The organism is Kitasatospora sp. NPDC034533, assembly GCF_055575155.1.
In genome coordinates this window covers 1-26,846 of the sequence record NZ_JBVITE010000066.1, presented here as the reverse complement: position 1 = coordinate 26,846, position 26,846 = coordinate 1, and the positions used below count along the sequence as shown (strand labels likewise).

26 protein-coding genes are annotated in these 26,846 nt (G+C 74.8%); 16 read left to right on the top strand and 10 right to left on the bottom strand.

Features of this window, described 5'->3' with window-relative positions; translation table 11 throughout:
• The first annotated feature begins 228 nt into the window (after positions 1 to 228).
• From ACZ55U_RS32300 to ACZ55U_RS32290, 3 genes are all read left to right on the top strand, one after another.
• The gene (locus tag ACZ55U_RS32300; RefSeq protein ID WP_465531869.1) at positions 229 to 1,572 is read left to right on the top strand and encodes a hemolysin family protein; all 1,344 of its coding nucleotides are present in this window, start codon (positions 229 to 231) and stop codon (positions 1,570 to 1,572) included.
• Complete coding sequence (locus ACZ55U_RS32295; protein WP_465531867.1) at positions 1,569 to 2,615, top strand: hemolysin family protein; 1,047 nt, start codon at positions 1,569 to 1,571, stop codon at positions 2,613 to 2,615. The genes ACZ55U_RS32300 and ACZ55U_RS32295 overlap by 4 nt, the downstream gene beginning before the upstream one ends.
• Before the next feature lie 164 nt (positions 2,616 to 2,779).
• Positions 2,780 to 3,766 (top strand): NAD-dependent epimerase/dehydratase family protein, encoded by a 987-nt coding sequence (locus ACZ55U_RS32290; RefSeq protein ID WP_465531865.1) that lies wholly within the window; start codon positions 2,780 to 2,782, stop codon positions 3,764 to 3,766.
• Positions 3,767 to 3,858: 92 nt separating this feature from the next.
• On the opposite strand, the gene ACZ55U_RS32285 is transcribed toward ACZ55U_RS32290, so the two are convergent.
• Together ACZ55U_RS32285 and ACZ55U_RS32280 are read right to left on the bottom strand one after the other, a co-directional pair.
• Positions 3,859 to 5,946 carry an AAA family ATPase gene (locus ACZ55U_RS32285; protein WP_465531911.1) on the bottom strand — a complete coding sequence of 696 codons (2,088 nt, stop codon included), beginning with the start codon at positions 5,944 to 5,946 and terminating at the stop codon, positions 3,859 to 3,861.
• Between the two features lie 390 nt (positions 5,947 to 6,336).
• On the bottom strand, positions 6,337 to 6,939 hold the full coding sequence (locus ACZ55U_RS32280) for a uridine kinase family protein (protein WP_465531909.1): 603 nt from the start codon (positions 6,937 to 6,939) through the stop codon (positions 6,337 to 6,339).
• Positions 6,940 to 7,226: 287 nt separating this feature from the next.
• Here ACZ55U_RS32280 and ACZ55U_RS32275 point away from each other — a divergent pair, with 287 nt between their 5' ends.
• Positions 7,227 to 8,390: an acyl-CoA dehydrogenase family protein gene (locus tag ACZ55U_RS32275; RefSeq protein WP_465531863.1), complete on the top strand. Its 1,164-nt coding sequence runs from the start codon at positions 7,227 to 7,229 to the stop codon at positions 8,388 to 8,390.
• A 75-nt stretch (positions 8,391 to 8,465) separates the two neighbouring features.
• On the opposite strand, the gene ACZ55U_RS32270 is transcribed toward ACZ55U_RS32275, so the two are convergent.
• A complete protein-coding gene (locus ACZ55U_RS32270; RefSeq protein ID WP_465531861.1) occupies positions 8,466 to 9,002 on the bottom strand; it encodes a hypothetical protein in 537 nt (178 codons plus the stop codon).
• Between the two features lie 228 nt (positions 9,003 to 9,230).
• Here ACZ55U_RS32270 and ACZ55U_RS32265 point away from each other — a divergent pair, with 228 nt between their 5' ends.
• The 5 genes from ACZ55U_RS32265 to fxsA all read left to right on the top strand — a co-directional run bounded on the left by ACZ55U_RS32265 (position 9,231) and on the right by fxsA (position 14,184).
• Positions 9,231 to 9,671: an Lrp/AsnC family transcriptional regulator gene (locus ACZ55U_RS32265; protein WP_045694655.1), complete on the top strand. Its 441-nt coding sequence runs from the start codon at positions 9,231 to 9,233 to the stop codon at positions 9,669 to 9,671.
• A gap of 31 nt (positions 9,672 to 9,702) precedes the next feature.
• Positions 9,703 to 11,310 carry an amidohydrolase gene (locus ACZ55U_RS32260; protein WP_465531859.1) on the top strand — a complete coding sequence of 536 codons (1,608 nt, stop codon included), beginning with the start codon at positions 9,703 to 9,705 and terminating at the stop codon, positions 11,308 to 11,310.
• Between the two features lie 42 nt (positions 11,311 to 11,352).
• The gene (locus ACZ55U_RS32255; protein WP_465531857.1) at positions 11,353 to 11,805 is read left to right on the top strand and encodes an N-acetyltransferase; all 453 of its coding nucleotides are present in this window, start codon (positions 11,353 to 11,355) and stop codon (positions 11,803 to 11,805) included.
• 95 nt (positions 11,806 to 11,900) lie between these two features.
• Positions 11,901 to 13,550, top strand: a complete 1,650-nt coding sequence (gene lnt, locus ACZ55U_RS32250; protein WP_465531855.1) for an apolipoprotein N-acyltransferase — start codon at positions 11,901 to 11,903, stop codon at positions 13,548 to 13,550.
• Between the two features lie 55 nt (positions 13,551 to 13,605).
• Positions 13,606 to 14,184 (top strand): FxsA family membrane protein, encoded by a 579-nt coding sequence (gene fxsA / locus ACZ55U_RS32245; RefSeq protein ID WP_465531853.1) that lies wholly within the window; start codon positions 13,606 to 13,608, stop codon positions 14,182 to 14,184.
• A 162-nt stretch (positions 14,185 to 14,346) separates the two neighbouring features.
• On the opposite strand, the gene ACZ55U_RS32240 is transcribed toward fxsA, so the two are convergent.
• From ACZ55U_RS32240 to ACZ55U_RS32230, 3 genes are all read right to left on the bottom strand, one after another.
• Positions 14,347 to 14,721, bottom strand: coding sequence for an RNA polymerase-binding protein RbpA (locus ACZ55U_RS32240; protein ID WP_031071348.1), 375 nt, complete (start codon positions 14,719 to 14,721; stop codon positions 14,347 to 14,349).
• Positions 14,722 to 14,998: 277 nt separating this feature from the next.
• Entirely contained in the window at positions 14,999 to 16,612 is a 1,614-nt protein-coding gene (locus ACZ55U_RS32235) for a hypothetical protein (RefSeq protein WP_465531851.1), read from the bottom strand.
• 105 nt (positions 16,613 to 16,717) lie between these two features.
• On the bottom strand, positions 16,718 to 16,912 hold the full coding sequence (locus ACZ55U_RS32230) for a hypothetical protein (RefSeq protein WP_465531849.1): 195 nt from the start codon (positions 16,910 to 16,912) through the stop codon (positions 16,718 to 16,720).
• A gap of 397 nt (positions 16,913 to 17,309) precedes the next feature.
• Between ACZ55U_RS32230 and ACZ55U_RS32225 the strand changes: the two genes are divergently transcribed.
• The 4 genes from ACZ55U_RS32225 to ACZ55U_RS32210 all read left to right on the top strand — a co-directional run bounded on the left by ACZ55U_RS32225 (position 17,310) and on the right by ACZ55U_RS32210 (position 20,032).
• Complete coding sequence (locus ACZ55U_RS32225) at positions 17,310 to 17,735, top strand: ankyrin repeat domain-containing protein (RefSeq protein WP_465531847.1); 426 nt, start codon at positions 17,310 to 17,312, stop codon at positions 17,733 to 17,735.
• Between the two features lie 24 nt (positions 17,736 to 17,759).
• Positions 17,760 to 18,275, top strand: coding sequence for a GNAT family N-acetyltransferase (locus tag ACZ55U_RS32220; protein WP_465531845.1), 516 nt, complete (start codon positions 17,760 to 17,762; stop codon positions 18,273 to 18,275).
• A gap of 74 nt (positions 18,276 to 18,349) precedes the next feature.
• Positions 18,350 to 19,423, top strand: a complete 1,074-nt coding sequence (locus ACZ55U_RS32215) for a serine hydrolase domain-containing protein (protein ID WP_465531843.1) — start codon at positions 18,350 to 18,352, stop codon at positions 19,421 to 19,423.
• Positions 19,424 to 19,531: 108 nt separating this feature from the next.
• On the top strand, positions 19,532 to 20,032 hold the full coding sequence (locus ACZ55U_RS32210; RefSeq protein WP_465531841.1) for an NUDIX domain-containing protein: 501 nt from the start codon (positions 19,532 to 19,534) through the stop codon (positions 20,030 to 20,032).
• 7 nt (positions 20,033 to 20,039) lie between these two features.
• On the opposite strand, the gene ACZ55U_RS32205 is transcribed toward ACZ55U_RS32210, so the two are convergent.
• The 3 genes from ACZ55U_RS32205 to ACZ55U_RS32195 form a co-directional block, all read right to left on the bottom strand.
• Positions 20,040 to 20,705, bottom strand: coding sequence for a vitamin K epoxide reductase family protein (locus tag ACZ55U_RS32205; RefSeq protein WP_465531839.1), 666 nt, complete (start codon positions 20,703 to 20,705; stop codon positions 20,040 to 20,042).
• Between the two features lie 89 nt (positions 20,706 to 20,794).
• Positions 20,795 to 21,598 (bottom strand): DsbA family protein, encoded by an 804-nt coding sequence (locus tag ACZ55U_RS32200; protein ID WP_465531837.1) that lies wholly within the window; start codon positions 21,596 to 21,598, stop codon positions 20,795 to 20,797.
• A gap of 220 nt (positions 21,599 to 21,818) precedes the next feature.
• A complete protein-coding gene (locus tag ACZ55U_RS32195) occupies positions 21,819 to 22,493 on the bottom strand; it encodes a hypothetical protein (protein WP_465531835.1) in 675 nt (224 codons plus the stop codon).
• 175 nt (positions 22,494 to 22,668) lie between these two features.
• On the opposite strand from ACZ55U_RS32195, the gene ACZ55U_RS32190 reads away from it, so the two are divergent.
• Entirely contained in the window at positions 22,669 to 23,547 is an 879-nt protein-coding gene (locus ACZ55U_RS32190) for a CHAD domain-containing protein (protein ID WP_465531833.1), read from the top strand.
• 643 nt (positions 23,548 to 24,190) lie between these two features.
• Here the strand turns inward: ACZ55U_RS32190 and ACZ55U_RS32185 are convergent.
• Complete coding sequence (locus ACZ55U_RS32185; RefSeq protein WP_465531831.1) at positions 24,191 to 25,003, bottom strand: uracil-DNA glycosylase; 813 nt, start codon at positions 25,001 to 25,003, stop codon at positions 24,191 to 24,193.
• A gap of 158 nt (positions 25,004 to 25,161) precedes the next feature.
• Between ACZ55U_RS32185 and ACZ55U_RS32180 the strand changes: the two genes are divergently transcribed.
• Positions 25,162 to 26,190: a slipin family protein gene (locus ACZ55U_RS32180; RefSeq protein WP_465531829.1), complete on the top strand. Its 1,029-nt coding sequence runs from the start codon at positions 25,162 to 25,164 to the stop codon at positions 26,188 to 26,190.
• Positions 26,191 to 26,269: 79 nt separating this feature from the next.
• Positions 26,270 to 26,719, top strand: a complete 450-nt coding sequence (locus ACZ55U_RS32175) for a CBS domain-containing protein (protein ID WP_465531827.1) — start codon at positions 26,270 to 26,272, stop codon at positions 26,717 to 26,719.
• Positions 26,720 to 26,846: the final 127 nt, after the last annotated feature.

Sequence of the window (26,846 nt, the reverse complement as noted above, 5' to 3'; positions counted from 1 at the left end):
CCCACCCCGGGCTCCCCGGCACTCCGGACTGCCCGGCCCCGGCGGGCCGAACGGGCTCCTTACGCCCATCCGGGTATGGTCTACGCTGGTAAAAGCAGGGCAAAGCGTGCCCTGCCCGAACGTGTGCCCGAAATACCGACCTGAGGAGTGACACTCCCCCTCGATGGACGATCCGTCCGGTAGTACCTGCGCCGCCTCCGTTCCGGCCCCCGGAAGGCAGGCGGCACTGTGATCACCGCCTGGCTGCTGTTGCTCGCAGCCGTTCTCCTGATCCTCGCCAACGGCCTGTTCGTGGCCGCCGAGTTCGCCTTCGTGACCGCCGAGCGCGGCGCGGTGGAGCGCGCCGCCGAGGCGGGCGACGCCAAGGCCCGTCGCGTCGCCAGGGCCCTGCGGCACCTCTCCTTCGAACTGTCCGGCGCCCAGCTCGGCATCACCGTCACCTCGCTGGTGGTCGGCATGCTCGCCGAGCCGGCCCTGTCCACCCTGCTCGAACCCGTGATGTCCGGCATCGGCGTGCCCGACTCGGCCGCCCGCGGCGTCTCCGTGGTCGTCGGCATGGTGCTGGCCACCGTCGTCCAGATGGTGATCGGCGAGCTGGTGCCCAAGAACTGGGCGATCTCCCGCCCGCTCCAGGTGGCCCGCGCGGTCGCCGCCCCGCACATGGCGTTCTCCTTCGTCTGCCGTCCGCTGATCAGCTTCCTCAACGGCGCCGCCGACCGGACCGTCCGGGCCTTCGGCATCGAGCCGCAGGAGGAGCTGGGACACGCCCGGACCCCGGACGAGCTGGTCTCACTGGCCCGTCACTCGGCGAAGGCCGGGGCGATAGACGAGGAGTCGGCGGCCCTGTTCGTCCGCACCCTGGGCCTGGGCGAGCTGACCGCCGAGTCCGTGATGACCCCGCGGGTCGACGTGGCCGCGCTCCAGCGCGACGCCACCGCCTCCGACGTCATCAACCTGACCCGGGCCACCGGCCTGTCCCGCTTCCCGGTCTACACCGACAGCCTGGACGAGGTCACCGGCATCGTCACGCTCAAGGACGCCCTGGCCGTCCCGGCCGCCCGGCGCGGCCTGGTGAAGGTCGGCGAGCTGGCCTCGCCGCCGCTGCTGGTGCCCGAGACGCTGCCCGCCGAGCGGCTGCTCGACCAGCTGCGCCGCCTCCAGCCGATGGCCATCGTGGTCGACGAGTACGGCGGCACCGCCGGCGTCGTCACCGTCGAGGACATCGTCGAGGAGATAGTCGGCGACGTGCAGGACGAGCACGACCCCGACGACCACCCCGAGCTGCTCCCGCTGCCGCCGGTCGACGGCCTGCCGGTCTGGGAGGCCGACGGCCGCGCCCGGATCGACCAGCTGGAGCGGATCGGCCTGAACGCCCCGGACGGCCCGTACGAGACCCTCGCCGGGCTGGTCGCCGACCTGCTCGGCAAGCTCCCCGAGGTGGGCGAGCGGGCCGAGCTGCCCGGCTGGCGCCTGACCGTCACCGGGGTCGACCGGCACCGCACCACGGAGGTCCGGGTGGAGCGCACCAGCGCGCCCGCGCAGTTCGACGAGCACGGGGAGGAGGGCCGATGACCGCCCTGCAACTGGCCGTCGCGCTGCTGCTCCTGCTCGGCAACGCCTTCTTCGTCGGCGCCGAGTTCGCCGTGGTGTCGGTGCGCCGCAGCCAGATCGAGCCGCTCGCCGAGGCCGGGCACAAGCGCGCCCGCACCGTGCTGCACGCGCTGTCCAACGTCTCCGCGATGCTGGCCGCCGCCCAGCTCGGCATCACCGTCTGCTCGCTGGGCCTCGGTGCCCTCGCCGAGCCGACGATCGCCTCGCTGCTGGAGGGCCCCTTCCACGCGATCGGCGTCCCGTCCGGCCTGATGCACCCGCTGTCCTACGGGATCTCGCTCGCCGTGGTGGTCTTCCTCCACATGGTGATGGGCGAGATGGTGCCGAAGAACATGGCCATGGCCGGCCCGGAGAAGGCCGCGCTCTGGCTCGGCCCGCCGCTGGACCGGCTGGCCCGCTGGCTCGCCCCGGTCATCCGGGTGCTGAACGCCTTCGCCAACGGCGTCCTGAAGCTGTTCCGGGTGGACGCCAAGGACGAGGTCGAGTCGGTCTTCACCACCGAGCAGCTGATGTACCTGCTGGTCGACTCCCGGGACGCGGGCCTGCTCGACGAGGACCGCCAGGAGCGCCTGGAGGACGCCCTGGAGCTGGGCCGCCGCCCGATCACCGAGGTGCTGCTCAAGCCCGAGCAGCTGGTCACCGTGGACACCAAGGCGACCGCCGCCGAGGTCGAGCAGCTGGCGCTGCGCACCGGCTTCTCGCGCTTCCCGGTCACCGACGGCGACCCGGCCGGCCACGGCTACCTCGGCTACCTCCACCTCAAGGACATCCTCGACGTGGAGGACGCCTCGGCGCCCGTCCCGGCCCGCCTGTGGCGGCCGATCACGGTGCTGCGCGGCAGCCTCCCGCTGGACGACGCCCTCGGCGCGATGCGCCGGGCCGCCTGCCACCTGGCGGCGGTGCTGGACCAGGACGGGCGCACGCTCGGTGTGGTCATGCTGGAGGACGTGCTGGAGGAGCTGGTCGGCGAGATGCACGACCCGGACCACCGCGCCACGGCCTGACCCGCGCCGCGGTCCGACCCGCGCACGGTCGGACCGGTGCGGCGGCCTGACCCGCGCCGCGGCATCGGTCCGCGGCCGGGCGGGCCCCGGCGTTCGCCCACGGCGATTCTGCCGAGAGCAGGCAGCCGTTCCATGCCCACCACCCTGGCCGCAGGGTGGTGGGCATGAGACTTCTCCTGCTGGGTGGGACCAAGTTCGTCGGACGTGCCGTCGCCGAGGAGGCGCTGGCCAGGGGCTGGGAGGTGACGGCCCTCAACCGCGGCACCCGGCCCGCGCCCGAGGGCGTACGGGCGCTGTCGGGCGACCGCACCACCGAGGACGGGCTCGCGGCGCTGGGCACGGGGGAGTGGGACGCGGTGGTGGACACCTGGTCCTGGGCGCCCGCGGCGGTGCGCGACAGCGCCCGCCTCCTCAACGGCCGGGTCGGCCACTACGCGTACGTCTCCAGCCGCTCGGTGTACGGCCACCCGCTGGTGGCCGGGGCCGACGAGACCGCGCCGGTGGTCGCCTCCTCCCCGGAGCTCACCGGCGAGGTGCCGTACGCCGAGGCCAAGCGCGGCGCGGAACTGGCCCTGGAGGCGGAGTTCGGCGGGCGGGCGCTGCTGGCCCGGGCGGGGCTGATCCTCGGTCCGTACGAGGACGTCGGCCGGCTGCCCTGGTGGCTCGACCGGATCGCCGAGGGCGGCCCGGTGCTCGCCCCGGGGCCGCGCGAGCTGGCCCTCCAGTACATCGACGTGCGCGACCTCGCGGTCTGGACCCTGGACGCCGTGGCGGCCCGGCTCGGTGGGCCGTACAACCTGGTCGGCCCGTCCGGCCACGCGACCATGGGCGAGCTGCTGGAGGCCTGCGTGCGGGCCACCGGCTCGGACGCCGAGCTGCGCTGGACGGCGCCGGAGCGGATCCTCGCGGCGGGCATCGAGGCGTGGACCGAACTGCCGATCTGGCTGGCGCCCGGCGAGCTGTACGACTTCCTGCACGTCGGCTCGGTCGAGCGCGCGCTCGGCGCCGGGCTGCGCTGCCGCCCGGTCGCCGAGACGGTCGAGGACACCTGGGCCTGGCTGCGGTCGATCGGCGGCAGGGCGCCGCGGCGGGCGGACCGACCCAGGGTCGGGCTGGACCGGGAGCGGGAGAACGCCGTGCTCAACGGCTGACCGCGCCGGGGCCGGGGTGGCCGACAGCCTCTGCCCCGCGATCAGCTCGGTGGTGGCTCAGCCCCTGCCCCGCGATCGGCTCCGGTGGGGGCTCAGCCCCGGCCGTCGATCAGCTCCCCGTAGGCCTGTACCAGGTCCGGCAGCCGCAGGGTGGCGAGGTCCTCCCGGCCCGGCGGCTCGCGCAGCAGCGACAGCCGCAGGTCCCGGTAGGCGCAGGACTTCTCGTACAGGGTGCGGATGAAGCGGCCGTTGCCCAGTTCGTCGATCCAGCCCTCGTGGACCACGTGGGTGCAGATGCTGGCCAGCTCCTCGGCGGCGTCCTCGTCCCAGCCGTCGCCGTCCCGGCCGGCCAGCGCGGCGCCGATCGCGGTCAGCTCGCCGGGGCGGTAGCTGGGGAAGTCGACCCTGGTGGTGAAGCGGGAGTTGAGGCCGGGGTTGGTGGCGAGCAGCCGGTTCATCCCCTCGGGGTAGCCGGCCAGGATCACCACCAGCCGGTCCCGGTTGTCCTCGGCGCGCTTGAGCAGCACCTGGAGCGCCTCGTCGCCGTACGCGTCGCCCTTGGTGTAGCCGGAGTTGGACAGGCTGTACGCCTCGTCGATGAACAGCACGCCGTCCAGCGCGGAGTCGATCAGCTCGTTCGCCTTCACAGCGGTCTGGCCGAGGAACTCGCCGACCAGGTCGGCCCGTTGGGCCTCGACCAGATGGTCGCCGGAGAGCAGGCCGAGGGCGTGGAAGACCCGGCCGAGGATGCGGGCCACGGTGGTCTTCCCGGTGCCCGAGGGGCCGGAGAAGACGAAGTGGCGCTTCGGCGGCTGGACCGGCAGCCCCTGCTCGGCCCGCAGCCGTGACATTCTCAACTGGGCGGAAAGAGCCCGCACTTGGCGCTTGACCGGCTCCAGGCCGACCATCAGGGAGAGTTCGGCCAGCGCCGCGTCCAGCTCCCGTTCGTCACCGTCGTTCCGGGGTTCGGGCGCGGTGGCCGCCCGGGGCTGTGCCGCTCCGCGTCCGGGCGGCGGGGCCGGTGCGGCGGGGCCGGTCGGGGCGCCCCAGCCGGAGCGCTCCCCGGCCGGCTGCGGGGCGCCGTCGGCCGGTGCGGCGTCCGTCAGGCCGGCGTCCGCCAGGCCCGGATCCACCAGGCCTAGGTCCGCCGAACCGCCGTCCGCCGGGCCCTGGTTCGCGGACCCGGCCCCCACCGAGGGGCCGCCGCCCGGAGGTGCCGCACCGGACAGCCCGCCGGCGGCCACCCCGTCGCCGGAGGCCGGCGTGCCGCTCGGCCCGCCCGCGCCCTCGAACTCCTCGCCGTACTCCGGCATTCCGGCGAACCCACCGTCCTCCGGGTACCCGGCGTCGGGGTCGGGGCCCGGTCCGCCCGCCGCGCCGGCGCCGTCGGCGACGCCCGAGCGTCCGCCCGCCGGCTGCCCGCCCCCGAGCTGCCCGCCCGACGGCAGTCCCTCCGTGAGCCCGTCCGCGAGCAGGTCCTCGGCGGCGATGGCCGCCAGCCGCGTCGCGGTGTCCATGAACGCCGGGTCCGCCCGGTGCACCGCCCGGTAGAGCGGCAGCGCCGCCGCGCTGCGCCCGGCACCCTCGTACGCCCGGGCCAGCCAGTACCGCAGCTCCTTGCGCTGCGGCTGCTCGGAGCGGCAGCGGGCCAGCGAGGCGGCCAGCGGGGCCTGCGCCTGGGCGCACATGTCCAGCCGGACCCGAGCCATGCCGGCGAACAGCCCGGCCTCGATGCCGAGCAGCGGGTCGTCCAGCAGCCGGTCGGTGTCCCGGATCAGCTGCTCCCAGTCCTTCAGCAGGTAGGCACGGCAGGCGTACAGGAAGCGGGCGCAGGGGTCCTCGGCCGGTGCCGGGCACTGCTCCAACGCCCGGTCCAGCTCGGCGAGATGGCGTCCGTCCAGCCAGTGCGAGGCGTGCGCGAGCGCGAGGTCGCGGGCGTCCTCCAGCACGGGCTGCACCCACCAGCCCAGCCAGTACCAGGAACTGAGGGGTCGTCGGTGGAGCCGCCGCTGCTCGCCGAAGCGGTTCCGGTGGCGGTACATGGCCAGCAGTGCCGCCGAGGTGTCGCTGCGCAGCGCGTGCAGGCCGAGCCAGGCGTCGGCCATCCCCGGGTCCAGCCGGACGGCCGCCCGGAACTCCTCCTCGGCCCGGGCGTAGGCGCCGGCCGTGTAGGCGTCCATGGCACGCAGCCAGGCACGGTCGGCGAGCCGGTCCGGCCCGCCTTCCGTGCTGTCGGAACTGTCCGCCGTCGTCACTCACGCCCCCCGCGGTGCGGCCCGGGGCTCGGCCGGCGAGTCGCCTGCGCCTTGCCTGGCCGGTGGTCGTCGACCCCCTGCGGCGCAACTGCGCCTTGCCAGGAATCGTACCGGCGCGGGGCTGATCCGTAAGGGTGCCGTACAGGGTCAAATGCGACGGTGTGAGCGGCCGTTGAGCGGTCGGGTGGCGAAACGGGCGGCGGGGGAGCGAGTTTCGGAAGGGGACCGGACGGCGCCCCTGACTCACGGGGGAACAAGCCGGGGGCGCCGGGTCCGAGGTGGCCGGAACCGTTCGTTCCGGCGGCCGGCTCGAACCTAGGTCCTGGCGACGTCGCAGGTCAAGGAACTGGTTGAAGATTCACCCACCGTGCCCGGTGCGATCCGCCCGGTCACCCCGTCGACCCGGGTCGCGGCGTACGGACGGCTCGGATCGGCGGCGAAATGCGCCGATTCGGCCCGGGCCCACCCCGCCCAGAACTCGGCCAGTTCCGGACCGTCCCGTTCCTCGCCGCGCCGCCGGGCCGAGGCGGCGTCCAGTTCCATCCAGACCAGCCGGGCCAGCCACGGCCGCACCGCCCGCCGCCCCGCGCCCACCCCCTCCACCAGGACCACCGGGGCGACCGGCACCGCCGCCGTGCCCGCGAAGCGCCGCAGCGTCCAGTCGTACACCCGGTACTCGGCGTCCCGCCCGGCCGCCAGCGGCTCCAGCACCTGCTCGCGCAGCCGCCCGGTCCAGCCGAACGGCTCGCGGTGGGTGGCCAGGTCGTCGAGGTGCACCACCGGGGCGCCGCCGAGCGCCGCCGCCAGCCGCCCGGCGAAGGTCGTCTTGCCGGAGCCCGCGTGCCCGTCCACCGCGACCAGCCGCACCGGCCCGCAGGACGGCGGCAGCGCGCGCAACTCCGCCGCGAGCGCCGTCAGCCGGTCCGCGTGAGCGGGCCGGAACGGGCTCGGGACGGGCCGGAGCGGAGGCGGGAGGGGTTCGTATGCAGCCACAACGTCAACCCTACGGTGCCGTAGCCCGCCACTGCGGACAGAACATTTGTGCAGGTCGTGACGCCGGGACGGGTTTGGGGCATACTCGCCTTCGCCACGACTGTGAACGACCGTTCACCGCGACCCGGTGCCGGTCGGGCCGATCTGCCACACCCGCGCCGGACCGGGCCGACACCTGTGCCCGGCGCCCGATCGAGGAGGCGACCACCGCCATGACCCCCTCCCCTGTGAAAGCCGTGGAGCGCCAGCTGCCCAGCGAGGAGGCCCGCGAGCTGCTGGGCCTCACCCGGGACCTGGTCCAGCGCGAGCTCCAGCCGCGCGCGGCGCAGGACGAGGCCGACGGCCGCTTCCCTCGGGAGGTCTTCCGCACCCTCGGGGAGGCCGGCCTGCTCTCCCTCCCGTACGACGAGCGGTACGGCGGCGGCGAACAGCCCTACGAGGTGTACCTCCAGGTGCTGGAGGAACTCGCGGCCGGCTGGCTCGCCATAGGCCTCGGCGTCAGCGTGCACACCCTGTCCTGCCACGCGCTGGCCACCTTCGGCACCGACGAGCAGCGCGACCGGTGGCTGCCCGGCATGCTCTCCGGCGAACAGCTCGGCGCCTACTGCCTCTCCGAGCCGCAGTCCGGCTCCGACGCGGCCGCGCTGCGCACCCGCGCCGACCTCGACGGCGACGCGTACGTGGTGAACGGCACCAAGGCCTGGATCACCCACGGCGGCCAGGCCGACTTCTACAGCGCCATGGTGCGCACCGGCGTCGACGGCCCCAAGGGCATCAGCTGCCTGCTGGTCCCCGGCACCCAGCAGGGCCTGTCCGCGGCCCCGCCGGAGCACAAGATGGGCATGCGCTCGTCGCCGACCGCGCAGCTGCACTTCGACGGCGCCAGGGTGCCCCGCGAGCGGCTGATCGGCGAGGAGGGGCAGGGCTTCCAGATCGCGCTCGCCGCCCTGGACTCCGGGCGGCTCGGCATCGCCGCCTGCGCGATCGGCGTCGCCCAGGCCGCGCTCGACCTCGCCGTCGACTACGCCCGCACCCGCCACCAGTTCGGCCGCGCGATCGCCGAGTTCCAGGGCCTGTCCTTCCTGCTCGCCGACATGGCCACCCAGATCGAGGCCGGGCGCTCGCTCTACCTCACCGCGGCGCGCCTGAAGGACGCCGGCCGGCCGTTCTCCAAGGAGGCGGCGATGGCCAAGCTGTTCTGCACCGACACGGCGATGCGGGTGACCACCGACGCCGTCCAGGTGCTCGGCGGCTACGGCTACACCCAGGACTTCCCGGCCGAGCGCTACATGCGCGAGGCCAAGGTGCTCCAGATCGTCGAGGGCACCAACCAGATCCAGCGCCTGGTGATCGGCCGCCACCTCACGAAGGCCTGACGCCTTCCCCCCGTACGGCCTCCGGCCGTCACTCCAGGGTGCGGAGTGGCGGCCGGAGGCGTTCCGACGTGGGCGTCAACTCGCCTTCGCGGTACGGGCGGTACGGGCGTTGCGGGCGTTCATCGCGGCCCGGCGGCGCTGCTCCGGGATCCCGGCGCGGAGCGCCGCGACGGTCGGTACGGCGGGCGCGGCGGGCGTCTCCTGGCCGACGGCGGCGAGCCGCACCGGGCGGTGCGCCACGGCGTGCGAGAACGGCTGGGTGCGCCAGTCCAGCCCGGTCGGGAGCTTGGACAGCGCGTCGAACCCGGCCGGTTCGGCGTCCTCGGGGGCCTCGACCTCGGCCAGGTCGTCGGTCGGCGCGCCCGAACCCGGGCAGATGGCGGGGGCGAAGGGGTTCCAGGCGGTCGGCAGCAGCGCGTGCTGCGGCAGCCGCTCCTCGTCCGCCGGCAGCGCGATCGGACGGCGGCACTCGGGGCAGTGGACCCGGACGACGTCCCAGGTGTCCGCCTCGCCGGGATCCGTCCCCGGCACGTGGTCGACCGCGAGGTCCTCGCGGTCGGTCATATCGTCGGTCTCGTCGGCGCCCAGCACGCGCTGGTCAGTAGCAGGCATGAGGATCCCCCTAGGATCGGGCCCGGCATGGTCGTCCAGGGCCACAACCAGCACTTCCCTGCGATCCGGACTCATAACCCTGCGGTCCCGTGCACCGTGATGCACCGGGTGTGCCCTTGGTCACATCCGCTGCCACATTCGTGTGGCATGTGCCCCTTGGCACCTGCGCTCCTTCGCCGTGCCACCGCGTGCGCCCCCCGTGCTCCCGACCGGGTAGGTTTGCGCACTGTGGAGGATCTCGACCAACGCATCGTCCAGCTGCTCCTCGAAGACGGCCGGATGAGCTACACGGACCTGGGCAAGGCCACCGGCCTGTCCACCTCGGCGGTGCACCAGCGGGTGCGCCGCCTCGAACAGCGCGGGGTGATCCGCGGCTACACCGCGATCATCGACCCCGACGCCGTCGACCTGGCGCTGACCGCGTTCATCTCGGTCAAACCCTTCGACCCCAGCGCCCCCGACGACACCCCCGAGCGCCTGGCCGGCCTGCCCGAGATCGAGGCCTGCCACAGCGTCGCCGGCGACGAGAACTACATCCTCAAGGTCCGCGTCGGCGCCCCCGGCGACCTGGAGGACCTGCTCGCCCGCATCCGCAGCGCGGCCGGCGTCTCGACCCGCACCACCGTCGTCCTGTCCACCCCGTACGAGGCGCGACCCCCGAAGCTCTGACCGCGAAGCGGTGGGGTGCAGACTTGGCGGCATGACCGAACGCACTTCCCGGACCGTCCTGCTGCGCGGCGGCGCCGTCTACAGCCCCGCCGACCCGTTCGCCACCGCGATGCTCGTGGAAGGCGGGCACGTCGCCTGGGTCGGCAGCGACGGCGCCGCCGAGGCGTACGCCGCGACCGCCGACGAGATCGTCGAGCTGGACGGCGCCCTGGTCACCCCCGCCTTCGTGGACGCCCACGTGCACGCCACCGCCACCGGGCTGGCGCTCACCGGCCTCGACCTCACCGGCAGCCCCTCGCTGGCCGCCGCCCTGGCCGCCGTCACCGCCTTCGTCGACGCCCAGCCCGAGGCCGGCGGGGTGCTGATCGGCCACGGCTGGGACGAGAGCGGCTGGCCCGAGGGCCGCCCGCCCACGCTCGCCGAACTCGACGCCGCCGCCCGCGGCGCCGCGCTCTACCTCTCCCGCACCGACGTCCACTCCGCGCTCGCCACCACCGCGCTGCGCACCCTCACCGAGGGCCTGGCCGAGGCACCCGGCTTCGACCCCGAGGGCCCGCTCACCAAGGGCGCCCACCACGCCGTCCGGCAGACCGCGCTCACCCGCCTCACCCCCGGCCAGCGCCGCCGCGCCCAGCGCGCCACCCTGGCCCGCGCCGCCGAACTGGGCATCGGCGCGCTGCACGAGTGCGCCGGGCCGGAGATCTCCTCCGAGGCCGACCTGACCGACCTGCTGGCCCTGGCCGCCGACGGCGAGGGGCCCGAAGTCTTCGGCTACTGGGGCGAGTTGGGTGGCGTCGAGACCGCCCGCAGGCTCGGCGCGGTGGGCGCCGGCGGCGACCTCTTCGTGGACGGCGCGCTCGGCTCGCACACCGCCTGCCTGCACACCCCGTACGCCGACGCCGAGCACACCGGCACCGCCTACCTGACCGCCGAGCAGGTCGCCGACCACGTCGCCGCCTGCACCGAGGCCGGGCTCCAGGCCGGCTTCCACGCCATCGGCGACGCGGCCCTCACCGCGGTCATCGACGGTGTCCGGGCGGCCGGCGAGCGGGTCGGCGCCGACCGGGTCAAGGCCCTGCGCCACCGCGTGGAGCACGCCGAGGCCCTGGACGACAAGGCCGTCGCCGCCTTCACCGAGCTCGGCCTGACCGCCTCCGTCCAGCCCGCCTTCGACGCCGCCTGGGGCGGCCCCGAGGGCATGTACGTCCAGCGCCTGGGAGCCGAGCGGGCGGCCGCCCTCAACCCCTTCGCCGCCCTGCTGCGGGCCGGCGTCCCGCTGGCCTTCGGCTCGGACGCCCCGGTCACCCCGCTCGACCCCTGGGGCACCGTCCGCGCGGCCGCCTTCCACCAGACCCCGGAGCACCGGATCTCGGTGCGCGCCGCCTTCACCGCCCACACCCGCGGCGGCTGGCGCGCCATCGGCCGCGACCAGGACGGCGTGCTGGTGCCCGGCGCGGTCGCCAGCTACGCGATCTGGGCGGCCGGCGACCTGGTCGTCCAGGCCCCGGACTCCCGGGTGGCCGGCTGGTCCACCGACCCGCGCTCCGGCACCCCCGGCCTGCCCGACCTCACCCCCGGCCACCCGCTGCCGACCTGCCTGCGCACCGTGGTCCGCGGCCGCACGGTGTACCAGCGGTAAGCGCCGTGCGGCGGCGGGGCGCCACGGCCTAGGTTGAGCACCGTGACCGAACCGGTACCCGCCGACTTCACCGTCCCGCGCGAGCTGCTCGCCCCGGAGTTCCGCCTGGAACCCCTGGGCGAGCGGCACAACGCCTCCGACCACGCTGCCTGGACGAGCAGCGTGGCCCACATCCGCGCCACCCCCGGCTGGGCCGGCCGCGCCTGGCCGCCCGCCGAGGGCATGTCCGTGGAGCGGAACCTGGCCGACCTGCGCCGGCACGCCGCCGACTTCGAGGCCCGCACCGGCTTCACCTACACCGTCCTGGAGCCGGACCGCGACGAGGTGATCGGCTGCGTCTACATCCACCCGGACCGCGAGGACCCGTCCGTGGTCTCGGTCAGCTCCTGGGTCCGGGCCGACCGCGCCCACCTCGACGCCCCGCTCCACCACGCCGTCACCGCCTGGCTCACCGACCACTGGCCGGTGCGGGAGATCCGCTACGCCCCGCGCTGACCCTGCCGTCACCCTCACTTCACGGGCCGTCGACGTTCCGGGGTACCTTCTTCGCACAGCGTCCGAACAGCAAGCCCCAGGAAGATGGTGCGCCGGTGGCCACTCCCGTCACCCAGGATCGGTCCGGGACCGCGCCCGAGCCCCAGGAGCCGCGAGCGCCCCGGCCGAGCCGGGCGGCCCGCGCGCTCGCCAGGATCCGCGCCGGACTGCCCGGCACCGGCCTCGCCGCCCTGTCCGGTCTGCTGCTGGCCTTCGCCTTCCCGCCGTACGACCTGTGGCCGCTGTCGCTGCTCGGCGTCGCCGCGCTCTCGCTGCTCACCCGGGGCCGCACCTTCCGCCAGGGGCTGTGGACGGGCTTCGCCTTCGGCCTGCCGTTCTTCCTGATGCTGCTCAGCTGGCTGCGGGTGGTCGGCTGGGACGCCACGGTCGGCCTGTCCGTCATCGAGGCGCTGTTCCTCGCCCTGCTCGGCGGCGCGCTGGCCGTCACCTCCCGGCTGCCGGGCGGGCCGCTCTGGGCGGCCTGCCTGTGGATCACCCAGGAGTGGGCCCGGGACCGCCTGCCGCTCGGGGGCTTCCCCTGGGGCCGGCTCGCCTTCGCCAACACCGCCACCCCGTACACCCCGCTGGCGGCCCTCGGCGGCGCACCGCTGGTCACCTTCGCGGTCGCGCTCTCCGGCACCCTGCTGGCCTGGGCCGCGCCGCGCCTGCGCGGGCCGGGCCGGGCCCCGAAGGCGGCCGCGCTGGCGGCGCTCGCCGCGGTGGCCTCGCTGCTGGCCGGCTACCTCGTCCCGGTGCCCACCGCCGCGGCGGACACCGTCAAGGTGGCGATCGTCCAGGGCAACGTGCCCAACCCGGGCATGGACTTCCTCGGCCGCCCGATGATGGTCCTCAACAACCACGCCTCGGCCACCGAGCGCCTCGCCGCCGACATCGAGGCCGGCCGGGTCGAGCGCCCGGACATCGTGATCTGGCCGGAGAACTCCTCCGACCTCGACCCGTTCAGCGATCCGCTGGCCCGGCAACGGATCGACGAGGCCGTGAAGGCGGTCGGCGTGCCGACCCTGGTCGGCACCCTGGTGGACGGCCCGGACGCCCAGCACGTCCAGAACGAGGGCATCGTCTGGGACCCGGTCACCGGCCCCGGCGCCTCCTACACCAAGCAGCACCCCGTCCCGTTCGGCGAGTACGTGCCCTTCCGCGCCCAGCTGATGAAGGTGATCACCCGCCTCCAGCGGGTCGCCCGGGACTTCTACCCCGGTGACCACAACGGCGTGATGCAGCTCGGCCCGGCCCGGATCGGCGACGTGATCTGCTTCGAGGTGGCGTACGACGAGATCGTCCGCGACACCGTGGACAGCGGCGCCCGGGTCCTGGTCGTCCAGACCAACAACGCGACCTACGCCAGGACCGGCCAGCCCGAGCAGCAGCTCGCGATGAGCCGGCTGCGGGCCGTCGAGCACGGCCGGGCGGTGCTGATCGCCGCCACCAGCGGCATCAGCGCGGTGATCACCCCGGACGGCGGCGTCCAGCGGCGCACCGAGGAGCTGACCGCGGCCGAGCTGTCGGCCACCGTCCCGCTGCGCGACGGCACCACGGTGGCCGACCGGGTCGGCGCCGCCCCGGAGTGGACGCTGGCCGTCGGAGGCCTGCTGGCCTGCGCCGCCGCCGTCCTGATCGGCCGCCGGAAGAAGGCCTCGAACGGAACACCGGTCGAACCGGGATCGTTGGACCAGGTGGTGCCGTAGCCGGCCCGGACCTCCCGTGCGGCGCGCAGAGCACCGCTTGGAGTGGATTCGTACCGTGACCCAGCAAGCTACCCCCACCCGTCCGGCCCCGCGTAGCAGGCTCCGCAGGGTGCTGCCGCTGCTGATCACCGCCTGGCTGGTGCTGGAGATCTGGCTGCTGGTCCAGGTCGGCTCGTGGCTGGGCGGCCTCACCGTCGTGCTGCTGCTCATCGCGGGCGCCCTGATCGGCGGCTCGCTGATCAAGCGGGCCGGGCTGAAGGCGCTGTCGGCGGCGATCGAGCAGAGCAAGAACCCGCAGTCCCAGCAGCCGCAGACCGGCACCAGCATGACGGTGCTGGCCGGCCTGCTGCTGATCGTTCCCGGCTTCCTGTCGGACGTGCTCGCCCTGACCCTGCTCCTGCCGCCCACCCGGGCGCTGTGGCGGCTGGCCGGGCGGCGGGCGGCCGCCCAGGTGCTGCGCCGCACCTCCGCCGTCGGCACCGACCCGCTGGCGGACGCGATGCGGCTCCAGGAGCAGCTGCGCATCCACCGCCCTGACGGCAAGGTGATCCAGGGCGAGGTGGTGGACCCGGAGGCCGGGCCGCGCGGCCCGCAGGGCCCGGACACGGGGTACCGCCCGCCGCTGGCCGGCTGACGGCGGGCCCTCGGGGGCGGCGCGTTCAGCCCGTCCCCGAGGGTCCGCCGCGCGTACGGACGAGGGAATGCCGCGCGGACGACGCAACGCGGACAACGCGAAAGGGACCCTGGTGACCAGGGTCCCTTTTCGCGTCCTCCCGCTCGCGGCGGGAGCGAGGTGTCAGGCGCTCTTGCGGGTGTCCCGCGGGTGCACCGCGAGGTTCATCCCGCCGGAGCGGAGCACGGCCAGCCGCTCGGCCAGCACCTCCTCCAGCTCCTCGCGCGTCCGGCGCTCCATCAGCATGTCCCAGTGGGTGCGCGTCGGCTTGGTCTTCTTCTCCTCCGGCTCGTCACCGTCGAGAAGCGCCGCCTCCTGGCCACAGAAGCGGCATTCCCAGGTCGCGGGGATCTCCGCCTCGACCGAGAAAGGAACCTCGAAACGGTGTCCGTTCTGACATGCGTACTCGACGGTCTGGCGGGGAGCCAGATCGATACCACGGTCGGTCTCGTAGCTAGTTGCCCCGAGTCGCGTGCCGCGGAGAGCTCGCTCGCTCATGAATCGTGCCTCCCGGGCTTATGGCCCACAGGACTAGTGGTCGCTGTTCTTCGTCGTTCGGTCAACGCTCGGCTTCCGACGAAGATTCCCGTCCCGGGACATGCGTCGTCTGTCGTGCCGCCCCTGTTTGTACCCATCAGCGCCCGATTTGTCACATCTGGCCGGTGATATCACCCCAGGTGTCACCTATTTCACATCTGGTGATGGTGCGGACTTTCTGTGACGAGCGTACCGGGAGGGCATTCGGCGGCGGCGTCCGGCCCCACCGCGCCGGGGGTCAGGAGATCGGGCGTGAACGGATCATCGGCTCGCCCTTGGCCAGGTCGACCGGCCGGGCGGGCGCGGGCGGCTCGGCCGGCGGGATGGTCGGCGGGTGCTCCGGCCGGGGCGGGACGGCGGCCGCCTCGGTCCGGCTGTCCCGGTGCGGCAGCAGCGCGATCACCGCGTCCCGCAGCGGGGCCGGGGCCTCGTCGTCCAGCGGGTCGACGGTGGCGGGCACCTGGAGCCGGACCGGGGCGCCGTTGCCGATCCGGGCGTAGCCGCGGCCGACCGGGGCGTGCGCGGCGGGCGCGATGTCCAGCGGAGCGCCGAGCACGGCGCGGCCCTCGTCCGGGCCGGCCGGGCCGAGCACCACGCGGGCCCGGGTGGTGGCGCGGACGGTGGGGGTGAGCCGGTCCAGGGCCTCCAGGTCGTCGGCGACCACCACGGTGACCCGGGCGGCCCGGCCGTGCCGCAGCGGGAGTTCCAGCAGGTCCTGGGGGTCGGTCCGGCCCTCGGCCTGGGCGAGCTCGCTCAGCTCGGTCGGGTGGTCCAGCAGGAGCCACAGCGGCCGGGTGACGTCCTCGGGAGGAGCGGTGCCGGCGTACCGGGCGGCGTTGAGCGCGGCGAGCCGCCGCCCGGTCTCGTCGGCCGCCCACTCCAGGGCGGCCAGCGCGCCGTGGAGGCTGGTCTCCACGGTGTGCACGCCGGGCCGGTTCACCAGGCAGGCGTGCTCCCCGGTGCCGGCGCCGTCGACCACCACCAGGTCGGCGTACGGGAGGGCCTGGAGGGCGATCGAGCGCAGCAGGCTGGAGGTGCCGTAGCCGGTGACGCCCAGTGCCAGCAGGTGGGGCTCGGAGGAGCGCGGGCCGGTGCGCCAGACCACCGGCGGCTGCTGGACGGTGGTGCCGCCCCGGACGACCGGGATGGTGCGGGCGGTGCCGTCCTCGTCGGTGAAGCCCAGCACGATCTCGCCGGGGGCGGCCACGAAGCGCTGGGCGGCGATGTCGGCGGGCAGCGGGGCCAGCGCGGTGATCCGCAGCCGGTTGGACTCCTCGTCCCAGTCGAAGCGGTACTCCCGGGCCCGGCCCGCCTTGCCCTGGACCACCTGCTCGATCCGGGCCCGCGCGGTCGGCTCGGTGTCGGTGAAGTACGCGGGGTAGCTCAGTTCGAGCCGGGCGAGCCGGCCCTCGCCGTCGAACTCCCACGCGCTGAAGGCGCTCCGGTAGCTGCCCTCGAAGTGGTACAGCGGGTTGGCGTCCTCGGGGCCGCACAGGTACGGGGTGAGCGCCGCGTAGAGGGCGCCCAGCTTGACGTCGGCGACGTCCGGGGCGGCCGGCGCGCTCGGCGCCTTGGGGGACCGGCCGGCCCAGGCGGCGCTGGCCATCAGGGCGACCAGCGCGAACAGCAGGCCGTGCGGCATCAGGTAGACGCCGATCGCCATGGCGGCGGCCAGGAACAGCGTCGGGCCGCGGCGCTCCTTCGGGGTCTCCTGCCAGCGGGCCCTGGCCCAGTCGGCGTGGTGGCGCAGCCCGCGGCCGATGACGGACAGCGGGGCGAACATGTCGGAGGCGTGGTCCCCGGCGGTCCGGGCGATCGCCCGGCCCTTGCTGAGGTGGCGGTGGAGCGGCATTCCTTGACTCCCCGGGCGGTGGGACGGGTGGGTGCGCGGCTGGGGTACGACGGGGCCCGGGGCGGTGGGATCCGCGCCCGGGCCGGTGGCGGGGGAGTGGGGCGGTCAGAACCTGATGCCGCTGAGCAGGCTGGCGAGGCTCGCGCCGCCCGCGGTGATGCTCGGCGCGATCGAGGAGCCGGCGACGTAGAAGCCGAACAGGGCGCAGACGATGGCGTGGGAGACCTTTAGTCCGTCGCGGCGGAAGAAGAGAAAGGCGATGGTGCCGAACAGGACGATGCCGGAAATCGAGAGGATCACGTTCCGCTCCTCAGGAAGGGGGGACAAGCGGGGATGGCACGGAAAGTGCACTAATCGTGACAAAAAGTAATAGATGATGGAACGGCGCAAATGGGTGGTTCTGCCGTTCAATACCGTTGGAGTGACCGGGCGGCGGCATGCGAACCGGCCGGGGTACGGGCCGGGCGGTGTGCGGAATCGGTAAGCCGAGGCATTCCCTGGCGGCGGGCGGGAAGTTTCCGGGGGGTCCGGGAAGTTCGCTCGGATGGCTGCGCGACGCGCGCGGTCGCGCGTCGCGACGGGCGCGGGTCGTCATCCGGCTTCCGGAGGCCCGCTGGTCCGCCTCGGCGCCGGCCGCTACCGTGCCCCTGCGCAGCTCCGTGACCGCCCGACGATCCGACCGGAAAGGCCTCCCGCCATGACCGACGCCGCCAGCCGGCAGCCCGCCGACGCTCCCGACGCCCCCGACGCCGAGGTGATCGCCCTCGCCGGGAAGCTCTTCGACGCCGCCCGGGCCGGTGAGACCGACGCCCTGTCCGCCTACCTGGCGGCCGGCGCCCCGGCCGACCTCACCAACGACCGCGGCGACACCCTGGTGATGCTCGCCGCCTACCACGGCCACGCCGCCGCCGTCGCGGAGCTGCTCCGGCACGGCGCCGACCCGAACCGCGCCAACGACCGGGGCCAGACCCCGCTGGCCGGCGCCGTCTTCAAGGGCGCCGGGGACGTGCTCGACGTCCTGCTGGCCGGCGGCGCCGACCCGCTGGCCGGCACCCCGAGCGCCGTGGACACCGCCCGGATGTTCGGCAAGGAGGACCTGGTCGCCCGGTTCGAGGCCCGCTGAACGGGGACCGTAGGCTCTTCCACCATGAACACCAGCACCACCCGGGACACCGGCACCGTCGAGTTCCGTATAACCGGCTACGCCCACCCCGACGCCCAGGCCCTGTCGGCGGAGGTGCAGCAGGAGTACGTGCGCCGCTACGGCGACCCGGACGGGACCGTCCTGCACCCCGAGGACTTCGAGGCGCCGGCCGGCCTGTTCGTGATCGCCTACCTGGACGGCCGCCCGGTCGCCTGCGGCGGCTGGCGGGCCAAGCAGGCCGGCCCGGACGACCTGCGGGACGGTGACGTCGAGCTGAAGCGGATGTTTGTGATCCCCGAGGCCCGCGGCCGGGGCCTGGCCCGCGCGATGCTGCGGCGCCTGGAGCGGTCCGCCGTCGAGGCCGGGCGCACCCGGGTGATCCTGGAGACCGGCACCGAGCAGCCCGAGGCCGTCGGACTGTACGAGTCCGAGGGCTACGAGGCGATCCGGAAGTTCGGGATCTACAAGGACCACCCGCAGAGCATCTGCCTCGGCAAGGAGCTGGCACCGGCGGTCTGAGCCGCCGCCGCGCGGGGAAGGCTCCCGTCGGCCCGGTGGAAAAGGGCCTCGGCAGGGCCCCGGGAGGCGGACGGATGAGCCATCGAGCACCCGGAGCCGACCGGCTCCCCGCCCTGGCCGGGCCCGGCGGGGAGCTGGACCGGCTCGTCGGCGAGGGCGCGCGCACCGCCGCAGTGGGCGCCGTCTGGGCCGTCGGCACGGCCCGCGGCACGCTCGGCGGCGGCAGCCACGGCGTTCTCGGGCAGGGCCCGTACGCGCGGCTGCGGCCCGGGCCGGACACCCTGTACGACCTCGCCAGCCTCACCAAGGTCGTCGCGCTCTGGCCGTGTGCCGGGGTGCTCCGCCAGGCCGGGCGGCTGCCGCTGGACGAACCGCTCGGCCGCTGGTGGCACCCGGCCGCCGGGCACCCCTCGGGCGAGGTGACGGTTCGTCAACTCCTGGCCCACACCGCCGGGATGCTCCCGTACACCCGCTTCGAGCAGCTCTACGGGCGGGATCCGGCGGCGATCCGGCGCGGGGTCCTCGCCGCCCCGCTGCACCGCCCGCCGGGCACGGCCGTGGAGTACACCGACCGGGCCGCGGTGCTGCTCACCCACCTGGTCGAGGACCTCGGCGGCGGGCCGCTGGACGAACTCGCCGCGCGCTGGGCCTGGCGGCCGCTCGGCATGACCGACACCCGGTACGGCCCGCTCGGTGCCGCGCTCACCGCCCGCACCGCGCCCACCGAGTACGAGGAGCGCGCGGGCACCCACCTGCGCGGCGTCGTCCACGACCCCTCCGCCCGGCTGCTCGGCGGGGTCTCCGGCAACGCCGGGGCCTTCTCCACCGCCCGCGACCTCGCCCGCTTCCTCACCGCGCTGCTCGACCCGCCGCCCGGACTGCCCTGGGGCGGGCCGTGGATCGAGGAGTCGCTGCGCGAGCAGACCGGCGGCCTCGCCCCCGCCCGGGGCCTGTCCTGGCTGCACGCCCCCGGCACCGAACCGGCCGAGGGCACCTTCGTCCACTACGGCTTCACCGGCACCGGCTTCTGGATCTCCCGCCGGCTCGGCCGCTGGGCCCTGCTGCTCACCAACAAGGTGCACTACGACCGGGACATCCGGCGGCTCACCGAGCTGCGCAACGCCTTCCGGCGGGCCGTCTTCGGGTAGCGGGCGGCCGCTGCCACTCGTTCGGGTGGATCGGCGCCGACCGCCGTTTGGCGGGCGGGGATCGCGGCAGGTTTGTCCGCGATGACGGCGGTCGGCGGAGGAGGCGCGATGACGGAAACCTGGGCACTCACGGAGGAGCAGTGGCTCGCCGGGCTGGTGCGCGCCTACGTCGGGTGCAGCGTGCTGCTGACCGACGAGGCGGGCAAGGTCCTGCTGCTGAAGGCCGGTTACCGCGACCAGTGGCAGTTCCCCGGCGGCGGGATGGACCCGGGGGAGGGGCCCGCCGAGTGCGCGGCCCGCGAACTGTACGAGGAGACGGGCCTGTTGGCCGGGCCGCTGCGCCTGCTCGTGGTGGAGTGGCGCGACGCGATCCCCGACCAGGGCGAACACGCCCACCCCGCCGTCCAGTTCATGTTCGACGGCGGGACGGTCGCGGCCGGGGCGGCCGTCCGGTTGCAGGCCGAGGAGATCGCCGACCACGGGTACTTCACCCCGGCGCGGGCAGCCGCCCTGCTGCACCCAGGAGCGGCGCGCCGGCTCGCCGGGGCCCTGGAGGCGCGGCGGACGGGCGCCGCCGCGCTGCTGCACTCGGCCGGCTACGTGGGGTGACGGATGGTCAGAGGAGGGTGCTCCAGTAGTACCAGAACCGGTTCAGGACCAGCAGCCCGATCACCGCGGCCCACAGCACCGGCAGCGCCCAGTGGTACCGCGCCGCCTCCCCGGCGACCACCCGCAGCCGGGGGCCCGCCGGGATCACACCCGCACGCAGGTTGTGCAGCGTGGTGTACCAGAACAGCACCACCACCGTCGCCCACACCACCATGCAGTACGGGCACAGCGCACCGATGTCGTACAGCGCCTGGTCGATCAGCCAGTGCACGAACACCACGCCCACCGCGGTGCCCGCGTTCAGGGCCAGCCAGAACCAGCGCCGGTAGGCGGCTCCGGCGAGCAGCCCCGCGCCGATCGCCGCCAGCGCGCCGAAGGCGGCCAGGCCGAGCAGCGGGTTCGGGAAGCCGAAGACCTCAGCCTGCTCGGTGCGCATCACCGAGCCGCAGCTGATCACCGGGTTGATGTTGCAGCTGGGGATGTAGGAGGGGTTCTCCAGGATGCGGAGCTTGTCGAAGGTCAGGACGGCCGAGGCGGCCAGCCCGACCAGCCCGCCGAGGAACAGCAGGAGGGCGAGCGCCCGGCTCGCGCCGACCGGCGCCCGGCCGGTGTCGCCGGCGCCGCCGGAGGCGGACGGGTGCGGGAGCGCGGTCCCGGTGGTAGCGGCGGTCATGGCAGCACACTCCGATGGCTGGCTGGGAGGAGCCGGCCCGGCCGGGAGTCGGCCGGGCCGGGTGGTGCCGTGCGGTCCGGTGGTGCGGCCTACTGGAGGCCGGCCGCCTGCTTGACCTGTGCGGTGAACTGCTCGGGCGAGACGACGGCGTTGCCGGCGAACAGGGTGACGGTCTTGCCGTCCACCTTGACCGTCGGAGTGCCGGTCACCCCGCTGTCGTTGAACGCGTCGGCGACCTTGGCCGCCCACGGCGCGTAGGTCCGGTCGGTCACCGCCTTCACGAAGGCGTCCGTCTTCAGGCCGGGCACCTGGCCGGCCAGGTCGAGGATGTGGTTGACGTCGCCGAAGCCGTCCTCGCGCTCGTCCGGCTGGTTGGCGTACAGCACGTCGTGGAACGCCTTGAACTTGTCGACGCCCTCGTTCAGCGCGGCGCCGACGGCGGCCAGCGCGGTGCGCGAGCCCTTGCCACCGAGGTTCTTGTCCAGGAAGGCCGCCAGGTGGAAGTTCACCTTGATCTGGCCGTCCTCGGTGAGCTTCTTGACGGTCTCGCCGTTCGCCGCCTCGAAGTGCTTGCACACCGGGCAGCGGAAGTCCTCGTAGATCTCCATCGTGTGCGGGGCGTCGGCCTTGCCGTAGGTGATCACCGTGCCGTTCTCACCGGAGGCGTTCGCGGGCACGACCAGCGGCGCCGAAGCGGCGGCGGAGGCCTTGTCGTCCTTGCCCGAAGCCGAGTTGACCGCGACGGCGACACCGCCCGCGAGGGCCAGCACGGCGACGGCGGAGACCGCCACGACGATCCGCTGACGGCGCTTGGCGGCCTGCTGCTCGCGGCGCTGCGCCTCCTGGATCCGCTCACGGGCGGTGATGCGCTTCTTGTTCTTGTCCTGCGACATGGGGAAGTCAACTCCTGTACGCGGCGCGCGGGTGCGCGCGGGAGCCGCACCTGGTGCGGCGGGGTCGGTGAACGCGGGAGTCGTGCGCGCTGCCTGCGGGCGTACCGGGGCCGTCCGGCCGGGTACGCGGGGTGATCGGCCGGGAGGAGCGATCGGCCGGGGAGGGTGACCAGCCGGGAGGAGCGATCAACCGGGAAGGGTGATCAGCCCGGAGGGGCGATCAGCAGGCAGGCGCGAGGACCGGCGGGCCGCGCCGGGGCGCCGGGCTCAGCACCACGTCCTCGCGGCGCGGCCGGACACGGTCCGACACCGGCAGCGGCACCCGCAGCACCGGACGCGCCGGGGCCGGGAGCAGCAGGACGACCAGGGCGCGTAGCGGGCCGGCCAGCGACTCGCGCAGCGCGCACAGCGCCCGGGCCAGGCCGGACAGGGCGGCATCGCCCATCCGCAGCCAGGCCGAGGCCGCCAGCGCGATCACCACGTGCACCAGCAGGAGCAGCAGTTGGGTCGCGGCGGGCGCCAACTGCCCGGCGTGGCCCAGCGGGCCGCCCAGCAGCGACCCGTCCACCGAACCGCCGCCACAGACCAGCAGGTTCACCCCGCGGGCCGGCACCTGACCGGTCAGCACCGGCGAACAGCTGGTCTGGCCCAGGTTGAACGTGGTGTTGAGCAGCAGTTCGACCGGCACCATGACGCCGGAGATGTGCAGCAACCGCCGCTCCCCGCCGGCCAGCACGGCCGCGACCAGGAAGACGACGGCACAGGCCGTGGCCACCAGCGACAGCGGCAGCGGGCGGCCCGTGATGACCACCTGGCCCAACGCGGCCATCGGCACGGCGAGCGCGGTGAACACCGCGGCCCGCAGGGCCCTGGTCGCGTGGGAGGAGATCGTCACGCTCCGGAGTATGCCATGGCCCTCGCGTCCGGCACGAGGGCCCGTAGGTCCCTGGTCCGGCTGACACGCGCTCAGTAACCTGCCGGTCCGCCCGCCCGGTCGACAGCGGTCCGGCCCGCACTAGCCTGGAAAGCCGGAAGGCGTTCCCGCTGACCCGACGAGGGGGCGAGCGCACATGGTGACGTCCGAGACCACGGTGGGGCAGGTCCTGCTGGCCCGCATCGAGGCGCAGGCCGAGGTGCTGGCCGGCCTCGACGACGCCGTCCGGGCGGACGAGCCGGACGCCGTGCACCGGATGCGGGTCGCCTGCCGGCGGCTGCGCAGCGCCCTGCGGACCTTCCGGCGGCTGTTCGCCCCCGGTGCCACCGACGAACTGGTCGCCGAGCTGCGCTGGCTCGCCGCCGCCCTCGGCGGGGCGCGGGACCGCGAGGTGCTGGCCGAACGGCTGGCCGCCGAGGCCCGTGAGCTGCCCGCCGAGTGCGAGCCGCGGCGGCTCGCCGACGCGCTGGAGCGGTGGGGCGAGGCCGAGTACCGCAAGGTCCGGCCCGAGGTGGTCGCGGCCCTCGACGACCCCCGCCGCCGGGCCCTCGGCGAGGGCCTCGCCTCCCTGCTCGCCGACCCGCCGCTACGCCCGCGTGCCGCCCGCAGCGCCCTCCCGGAACTCTCCCGGATCGCCGCCCGTGAGCAGCGCCGCACGGCCAAGCGCGTCCGCGCGGCCCTCGCCGCGGCCCCCGAGGACCGGGACCGGGCCCTCCACGACGCCCGCAAGGCGGCCAAGCGCGCCCGCTACGCCGGTGAGACCGCCGCCCCGGTGGCGGGCGCCCGGGCGGACCGCTACACGCGGCGGATGAAGGCCGTCCAGGAGGTGCTGGGCGAGCACCAGGACGCCGTGGTGGCGGCGAGCTCGCTCGCCGCCAACGCCGCGACCGGCGGCGAGCCCTTCGGCTACGGCGTCCTGTACGCCCGCCAGCTGGCCACCCGGGAGGCCGCCCGCGAGCGGCTGCCGGACGTCTGGCGGCGGGCGGGCAAACGCAAGCTGCCCCGGTTCGGGTAGCGGGCCGCCCGCGCGCGGCGCGGCTCGCGCCGCTGCCGGTGGACGGTTTCCGTCCGGCCGCTCGCGGCGGCCTTCGCGGTACCCGTCGGACGCCGCTCTCGGACCGATCGGTCTGTCCACGGTGTGTCCAGCCGGTGGCGTCCGGGGAGCCGTTGAGCGACGGCTGCCGTCCGCCGGCGCGGGGCGGGCGGGGGCCCGTTACGGGGTGGGCGTGCCCTGCCGGTGGCCGACGGGTACGCGGCTCACGCAGGGCCGGAGCAGTCTGTTCGCGGCGTGTTTACCGGTCGTACCGGGCGGACTCGTTCGGTGACGGCCGCCGTGCGTCGGCGCCGGGACGCCGCTCGCGGCGAGACCGCCTTGTCTACCGATGGTGTGGTGAGCAGTTTCGCGACGGTTCCCGTGCGCTGGCGCCAGTAGGGGTGGTGGAGCCGGGAGGGGTGGGCGCCGAGGGCTTGCCCGGCAGACGGCGGGCGGGAGGTCGCTCGCGGACCGACCGGCCTGCTCGGTGCGTGCCTACCGCTGGTGTTCGGGTGGCGTCCGGGGGAGTCGTTCTGCGGCGGCTGCCGTCCGCCGCAGCCGGGAGGGCTTGGTGGTGCCTGTACAGGCGGGCGCGCCCGGGTGGTATCCGGCAGGGCGGGCCGGACTACTTCGGGTGGAGGCCCGCCGAGAGGGCGGCCTCGCGTAGGAGGTCCCGGAGCATCGCGGTGGTGAGCCGGCCGGTGTTGGTGTTGCGCGGGCTCACGTGGTAGCAGCCGTACAGCTGGAGCGGCGGGCCGCCGTCGGTGGCGGGGAGGGTGACGTGGGCGGCGTGGCCGAAGGCCGGGCGGGGGCGGGGGACCTGCCAGCCGGCGTCGGCGATCACCGGCAGCATCGCCTGCCAGGCGAAGCCGCCGAGGGGGACGACGGTGCGCACGGTGGGCCGCAGCAACTGGAGTTCGCGGGTGATCCAGGGGCGGCAGGTGTCGCGTTCGGCGGTGCTGGGCTTGTTGTCGGGCGGAGCGCAGCGGACCGGGTCGGTGATCCGGACGCCGAACAGCTCCAGGCCGTCGCCGTGGCGGACGGACTCGGGGCGGTTGGCGAGCCCGAGATCGTACAGGGCGGCGTAGAGGAGGTCGCCGGAGGGGTCGCCGGTGAAGATCCGGCCGGTGCGGTTGGCGCCGTGGGCGGCGGGCGCGAGGCCGACCAGGACGAGGGGGGCGTCCGGTGGGCCGAAGCCGGGGATGGGGCGGGCCCAGTAGTCCCAGTCCTGGTAGGCGCGGCGCTTGGTGCGGGCGGTCAGCTCGCGCCATTCGACCAGGCGCGGGCAGGCCCGGCAGCCGGTGACGACGCGGTCCAGCGCGGGGAGGCCGCCGGCCCGGGCGGCGGCCTCGGCGGGGTGGCGGGGGTCGTCCGGGTCGTCGGCGCGGTCGGCGGAAGGGGCGTCGGAAGGAGCGGAGGGCACGGCCTCGTTCGGCATGCCCACGATCCTAGGGTTTCCCGCCGGCCGGCGGACGTTCGTTCCGGCGCCGTCCGGGCAGGCGTAGCGTGGAAACAGTTGCTCCGGCGGTCCCCGGCCGGTCCGGGTCGGCGGCGGCCGGACTCGCAGGTGTGCGCGCAGGCCGCGAGGAGGCCGCGATGATCGTCGATGCGGTGCTGGGGGCCATCGGGGGGCTGGTCGGGCTCGGGGCGGTCGTGGCGGGCCTGAGCCTCAGGGTCGTCCAGCAGTTCCAGAAGGGCGTGGTGTTCCGCTTCGGGAGGGTGCGCGAGGAGGTGCGCGATCCCGGGCTGGTGCTGCTGATGCCGATCGCGGACCGGCTGCGCAGGGTGAACGTGCAGATCGTGACGATGCCGATCCCGGCGCAGGAGGGCATCACCCGGGACAACGTGACCGTACGGGTGGACGCGGTGGTCTACTTCCGGGTGCTGGACCCGGTGAAGGCCACGGTCAACGTGCAGGACTACAACTTCGCGATCTCCCAGGTCGCGCAGACCTCGCTGCGCTCGATCATCGGCAAGAGCGAGCTGGACGACCTGCTGGCCAACCGCGAACCGATCAACCAGGGCCTGGAGTTGATGATCGACAGCCCGGCGCTGGGCTGGGGCATCGAGATCGACCGGGTGGAGATCAAGGACGTGGCGCTGCCGGAGTCGATGAAGCGCTCGATCGCCCGGCAGGCGGAGGCCGAGCGGGAGCGGCGGGCCCGGATCATCACGGCGGACGGCGAGTACCAGGCCTCGGAGCGGTTGTCGGAGGCGGCGGCGGTGATGAGCGCGACCCCGGCGGCGCTGCAACTGCGGCTGTTGCAGACCGTGGTGGAGGTGGCGGCGGAGAAGAACTCCACGCTGGTGCTGCCCTTCCCGGTGGAGCTGCTGCGCTTCCTGGACAGCGCGACGGAGGTCCAGCAGCGGAACCTGCTGACGGCCGCCGCCGCGGCGGCCGGGGCGAAGGCCGTGGAGGAGGCGGTGGAGAGCGGCGAGGTCCCGGAGGAGGGGCTGGAACAGGACCAGCCACGGCACGAACTCCCGCCCTTGGACGAGGTGTTGGGCAAGTCCCCGCTGGCCGGTGCGCAGTCGCCGGACGGGCGGCCCGAGCCGGACAGGCGGCCTGAGGAGGCCTGCCGGGGCGAGCAGGCCGGCCGGGTCGAGCCGGAGGAGGAGGTCTGAGCATGGGGTCCGGTGGCGACGGCCACCGGCCCGGACCACGATGGACGAGGGGAAGGGAAGCCAGGTCAGGAGGCCGACCATGACCAGAGCCAGCGACATCATGCACCCGGGCGCCGAGTGCATCCGCGAGCACGAGACGCTCGCGGCGGCCGCCCGGATCATGCGGGAACGCCACGTGGGCGCCCTGCCCATCTGCGGGCCGGGCGACAAGCTGGTGGGCATCGTGACCGACCGGGACATCGTGCTGCGCTGCGTCGCCGAGGGCCGCGACCCGGCCGCGGTGACGGCCGGTGAACTGGCGCAGGGGCGGCCGATGACGGTGGAGGCGGACGAGGACTGCGACCAGGTGCTGCGGGTGATGGAGCAGTACCAGGTGCGCCGTCTTCCGGTGATCGACCACCCGGATCACAAGCTGGTCGGCATGATCAGCGAGGCGGACATCGCGCGCGGCCTGCCGCAGGCGCGGGTCGCAGAGTTCGTCTCGGCGGTCTGTGCGGAGGACGCGCCGGCGGGCGCCGCCCAGGGCTGACCGTCCCCGGACGCACCCGGGCCGGGGGGGGGGGGGGGGGGGGGGGGGGGGGGGGGGGGGGGGGGGGGGGGGGGAGGGGGGGGGGGGGGGGGGGGGGGGGGGGGGGGGGGAGGCGGGGGGGGGCTTA

Excerpts from the sequence above, each read along its gene's own strand:
- ACZ55U_RS32295 (WP_465531867.1), top strand. The coding sequence starts at position 1,569 with ATGACCGCCCTGCAACTGGCCGTCGCGCTGCTGCTCCTGCTCGGCAAC.
- ACZ55U_RS32290 (WP_465531865.1), top strand. The coding sequence starts at position 2,780 with ATGAGACTTCTCCTGCTGGGTGGGACCAAGTTCGTCGGACGTGCCGTC.
- ACZ55U_RS32285 (WP_465531911.1), bottom strand. The coding sequence starts at position 5,946 with ATGGACGCCTACACGGCCGGCGCCTACGCCCGGGCCGAGGAGGAGTTC.
- ACZ55U_RS32275 (WP_465531863.1), top strand. The coding sequence starts at position 7,227 with ATGACCCCCTCCCCTGTGAAAGCCGTGGAGCGCCAGCTGCCCAGCGAG.
- ACZ55U_RS32270 (WP_465531861.1), bottom strand. The coding sequence starts at position 9,002 with ATGCCTGCTACTGACCAGCGCGTGCTGGGCGCCGACGAGACCGACGAT.
- ACZ55U_RS32260 (WP_465531859.1), top strand. The coding sequence starts at position 9,703 with ATGACCGAACGCACTTCCCGGACCGTCCTGCTGCGCGGCGGCGCCGTC.
- ACZ55U_RS32240 (WP_031071348.1), bottom strand. The coding sequence starts at position 14,721 with ATGAGCGAGCGAGCTCTCCGCGGCACGCGACTCGGGGCAACTAGCTAC.
- ACZ55U_RS32235 (WP_465531851.1), bottom strand. The coding sequence starts at position 16,612 with ATGCCGCTCCACCGCCACCTCAGCAAGGGCCGGGCGATCGCCCGGACC.
- ACZ55U_RS32225 (WP_465531847.1), top strand. The coding sequence starts at position 17,310 with ATGACCGACGCCGCCAGCCGGCAGCCCGCCGACGCTCCCGACGCCCCC.
- ACZ55U_RS32220 (WP_465531845.1), top strand. The coding sequence starts at position 17,760 with ATGAACACCAGCACCACCCGGGACACCGGCACCGTCGAGTTCCGTATA.
- ACZ55U_RS32215 (WP_465531843.1), top strand. The coding sequence starts at position 18,350 with ATGAGCCATCGAGCACCCGGAGCCGACCGGCTCCCCGCCCTGGCCGGG.
- ACZ55U_RS32210 (WP_465531841.1), top strand. The coding sequence starts at position 19,532 with ATGACGGAAACCTGGGCACTCACGGAGGAGCAGTGGCTCGCCGGGCTG.
- ACZ55U_RS32205 (WP_465531839.1), bottom strand. The coding sequence starts at position 20,705 with ATGACCGCCGCTACCACCGGGACCGCGCTCCCGCACCCGTCCGCCTCC.
- ACZ55U_RS32200 (WP_465531837.1), bottom strand. The coding sequence starts at position 21,598 with ATGTCGCAGGACAAGAACAAGAAGCGCATCACCGCCCGTGAGCGGATC.
- ACZ55U_RS32190 (WP_465531833.1), top strand. The coding sequence starts at position 22,669 with ATGGTGACGTCCGAGACCACGGTGGGGCAGGTCCTGCTGGCCCGCATC.
- ACZ55U_RS32185 (WP_465531831.1), bottom strand. The coding sequence starts at position 25,003 with ATGCCGAACGAGGCCGTGCCCTCCGCTCCTTCCGACGCCCCTTCCGCC.
- ACZ55U_RS32180 (WP_465531829.1), top strand. The coding sequence starts at position 25,162 with ATGATCGTCGATGCGGTGCTGGGGGCCATCGGGGGGCTGGTCGGGCTC.
- ACZ55U_RS32175 (WP_465531827.1), top strand. The coding sequence starts at position 26,270 with ATGACCAGAGCCAGCGACATCATGCACCCGGGCGCCGAGTGCATCCGC.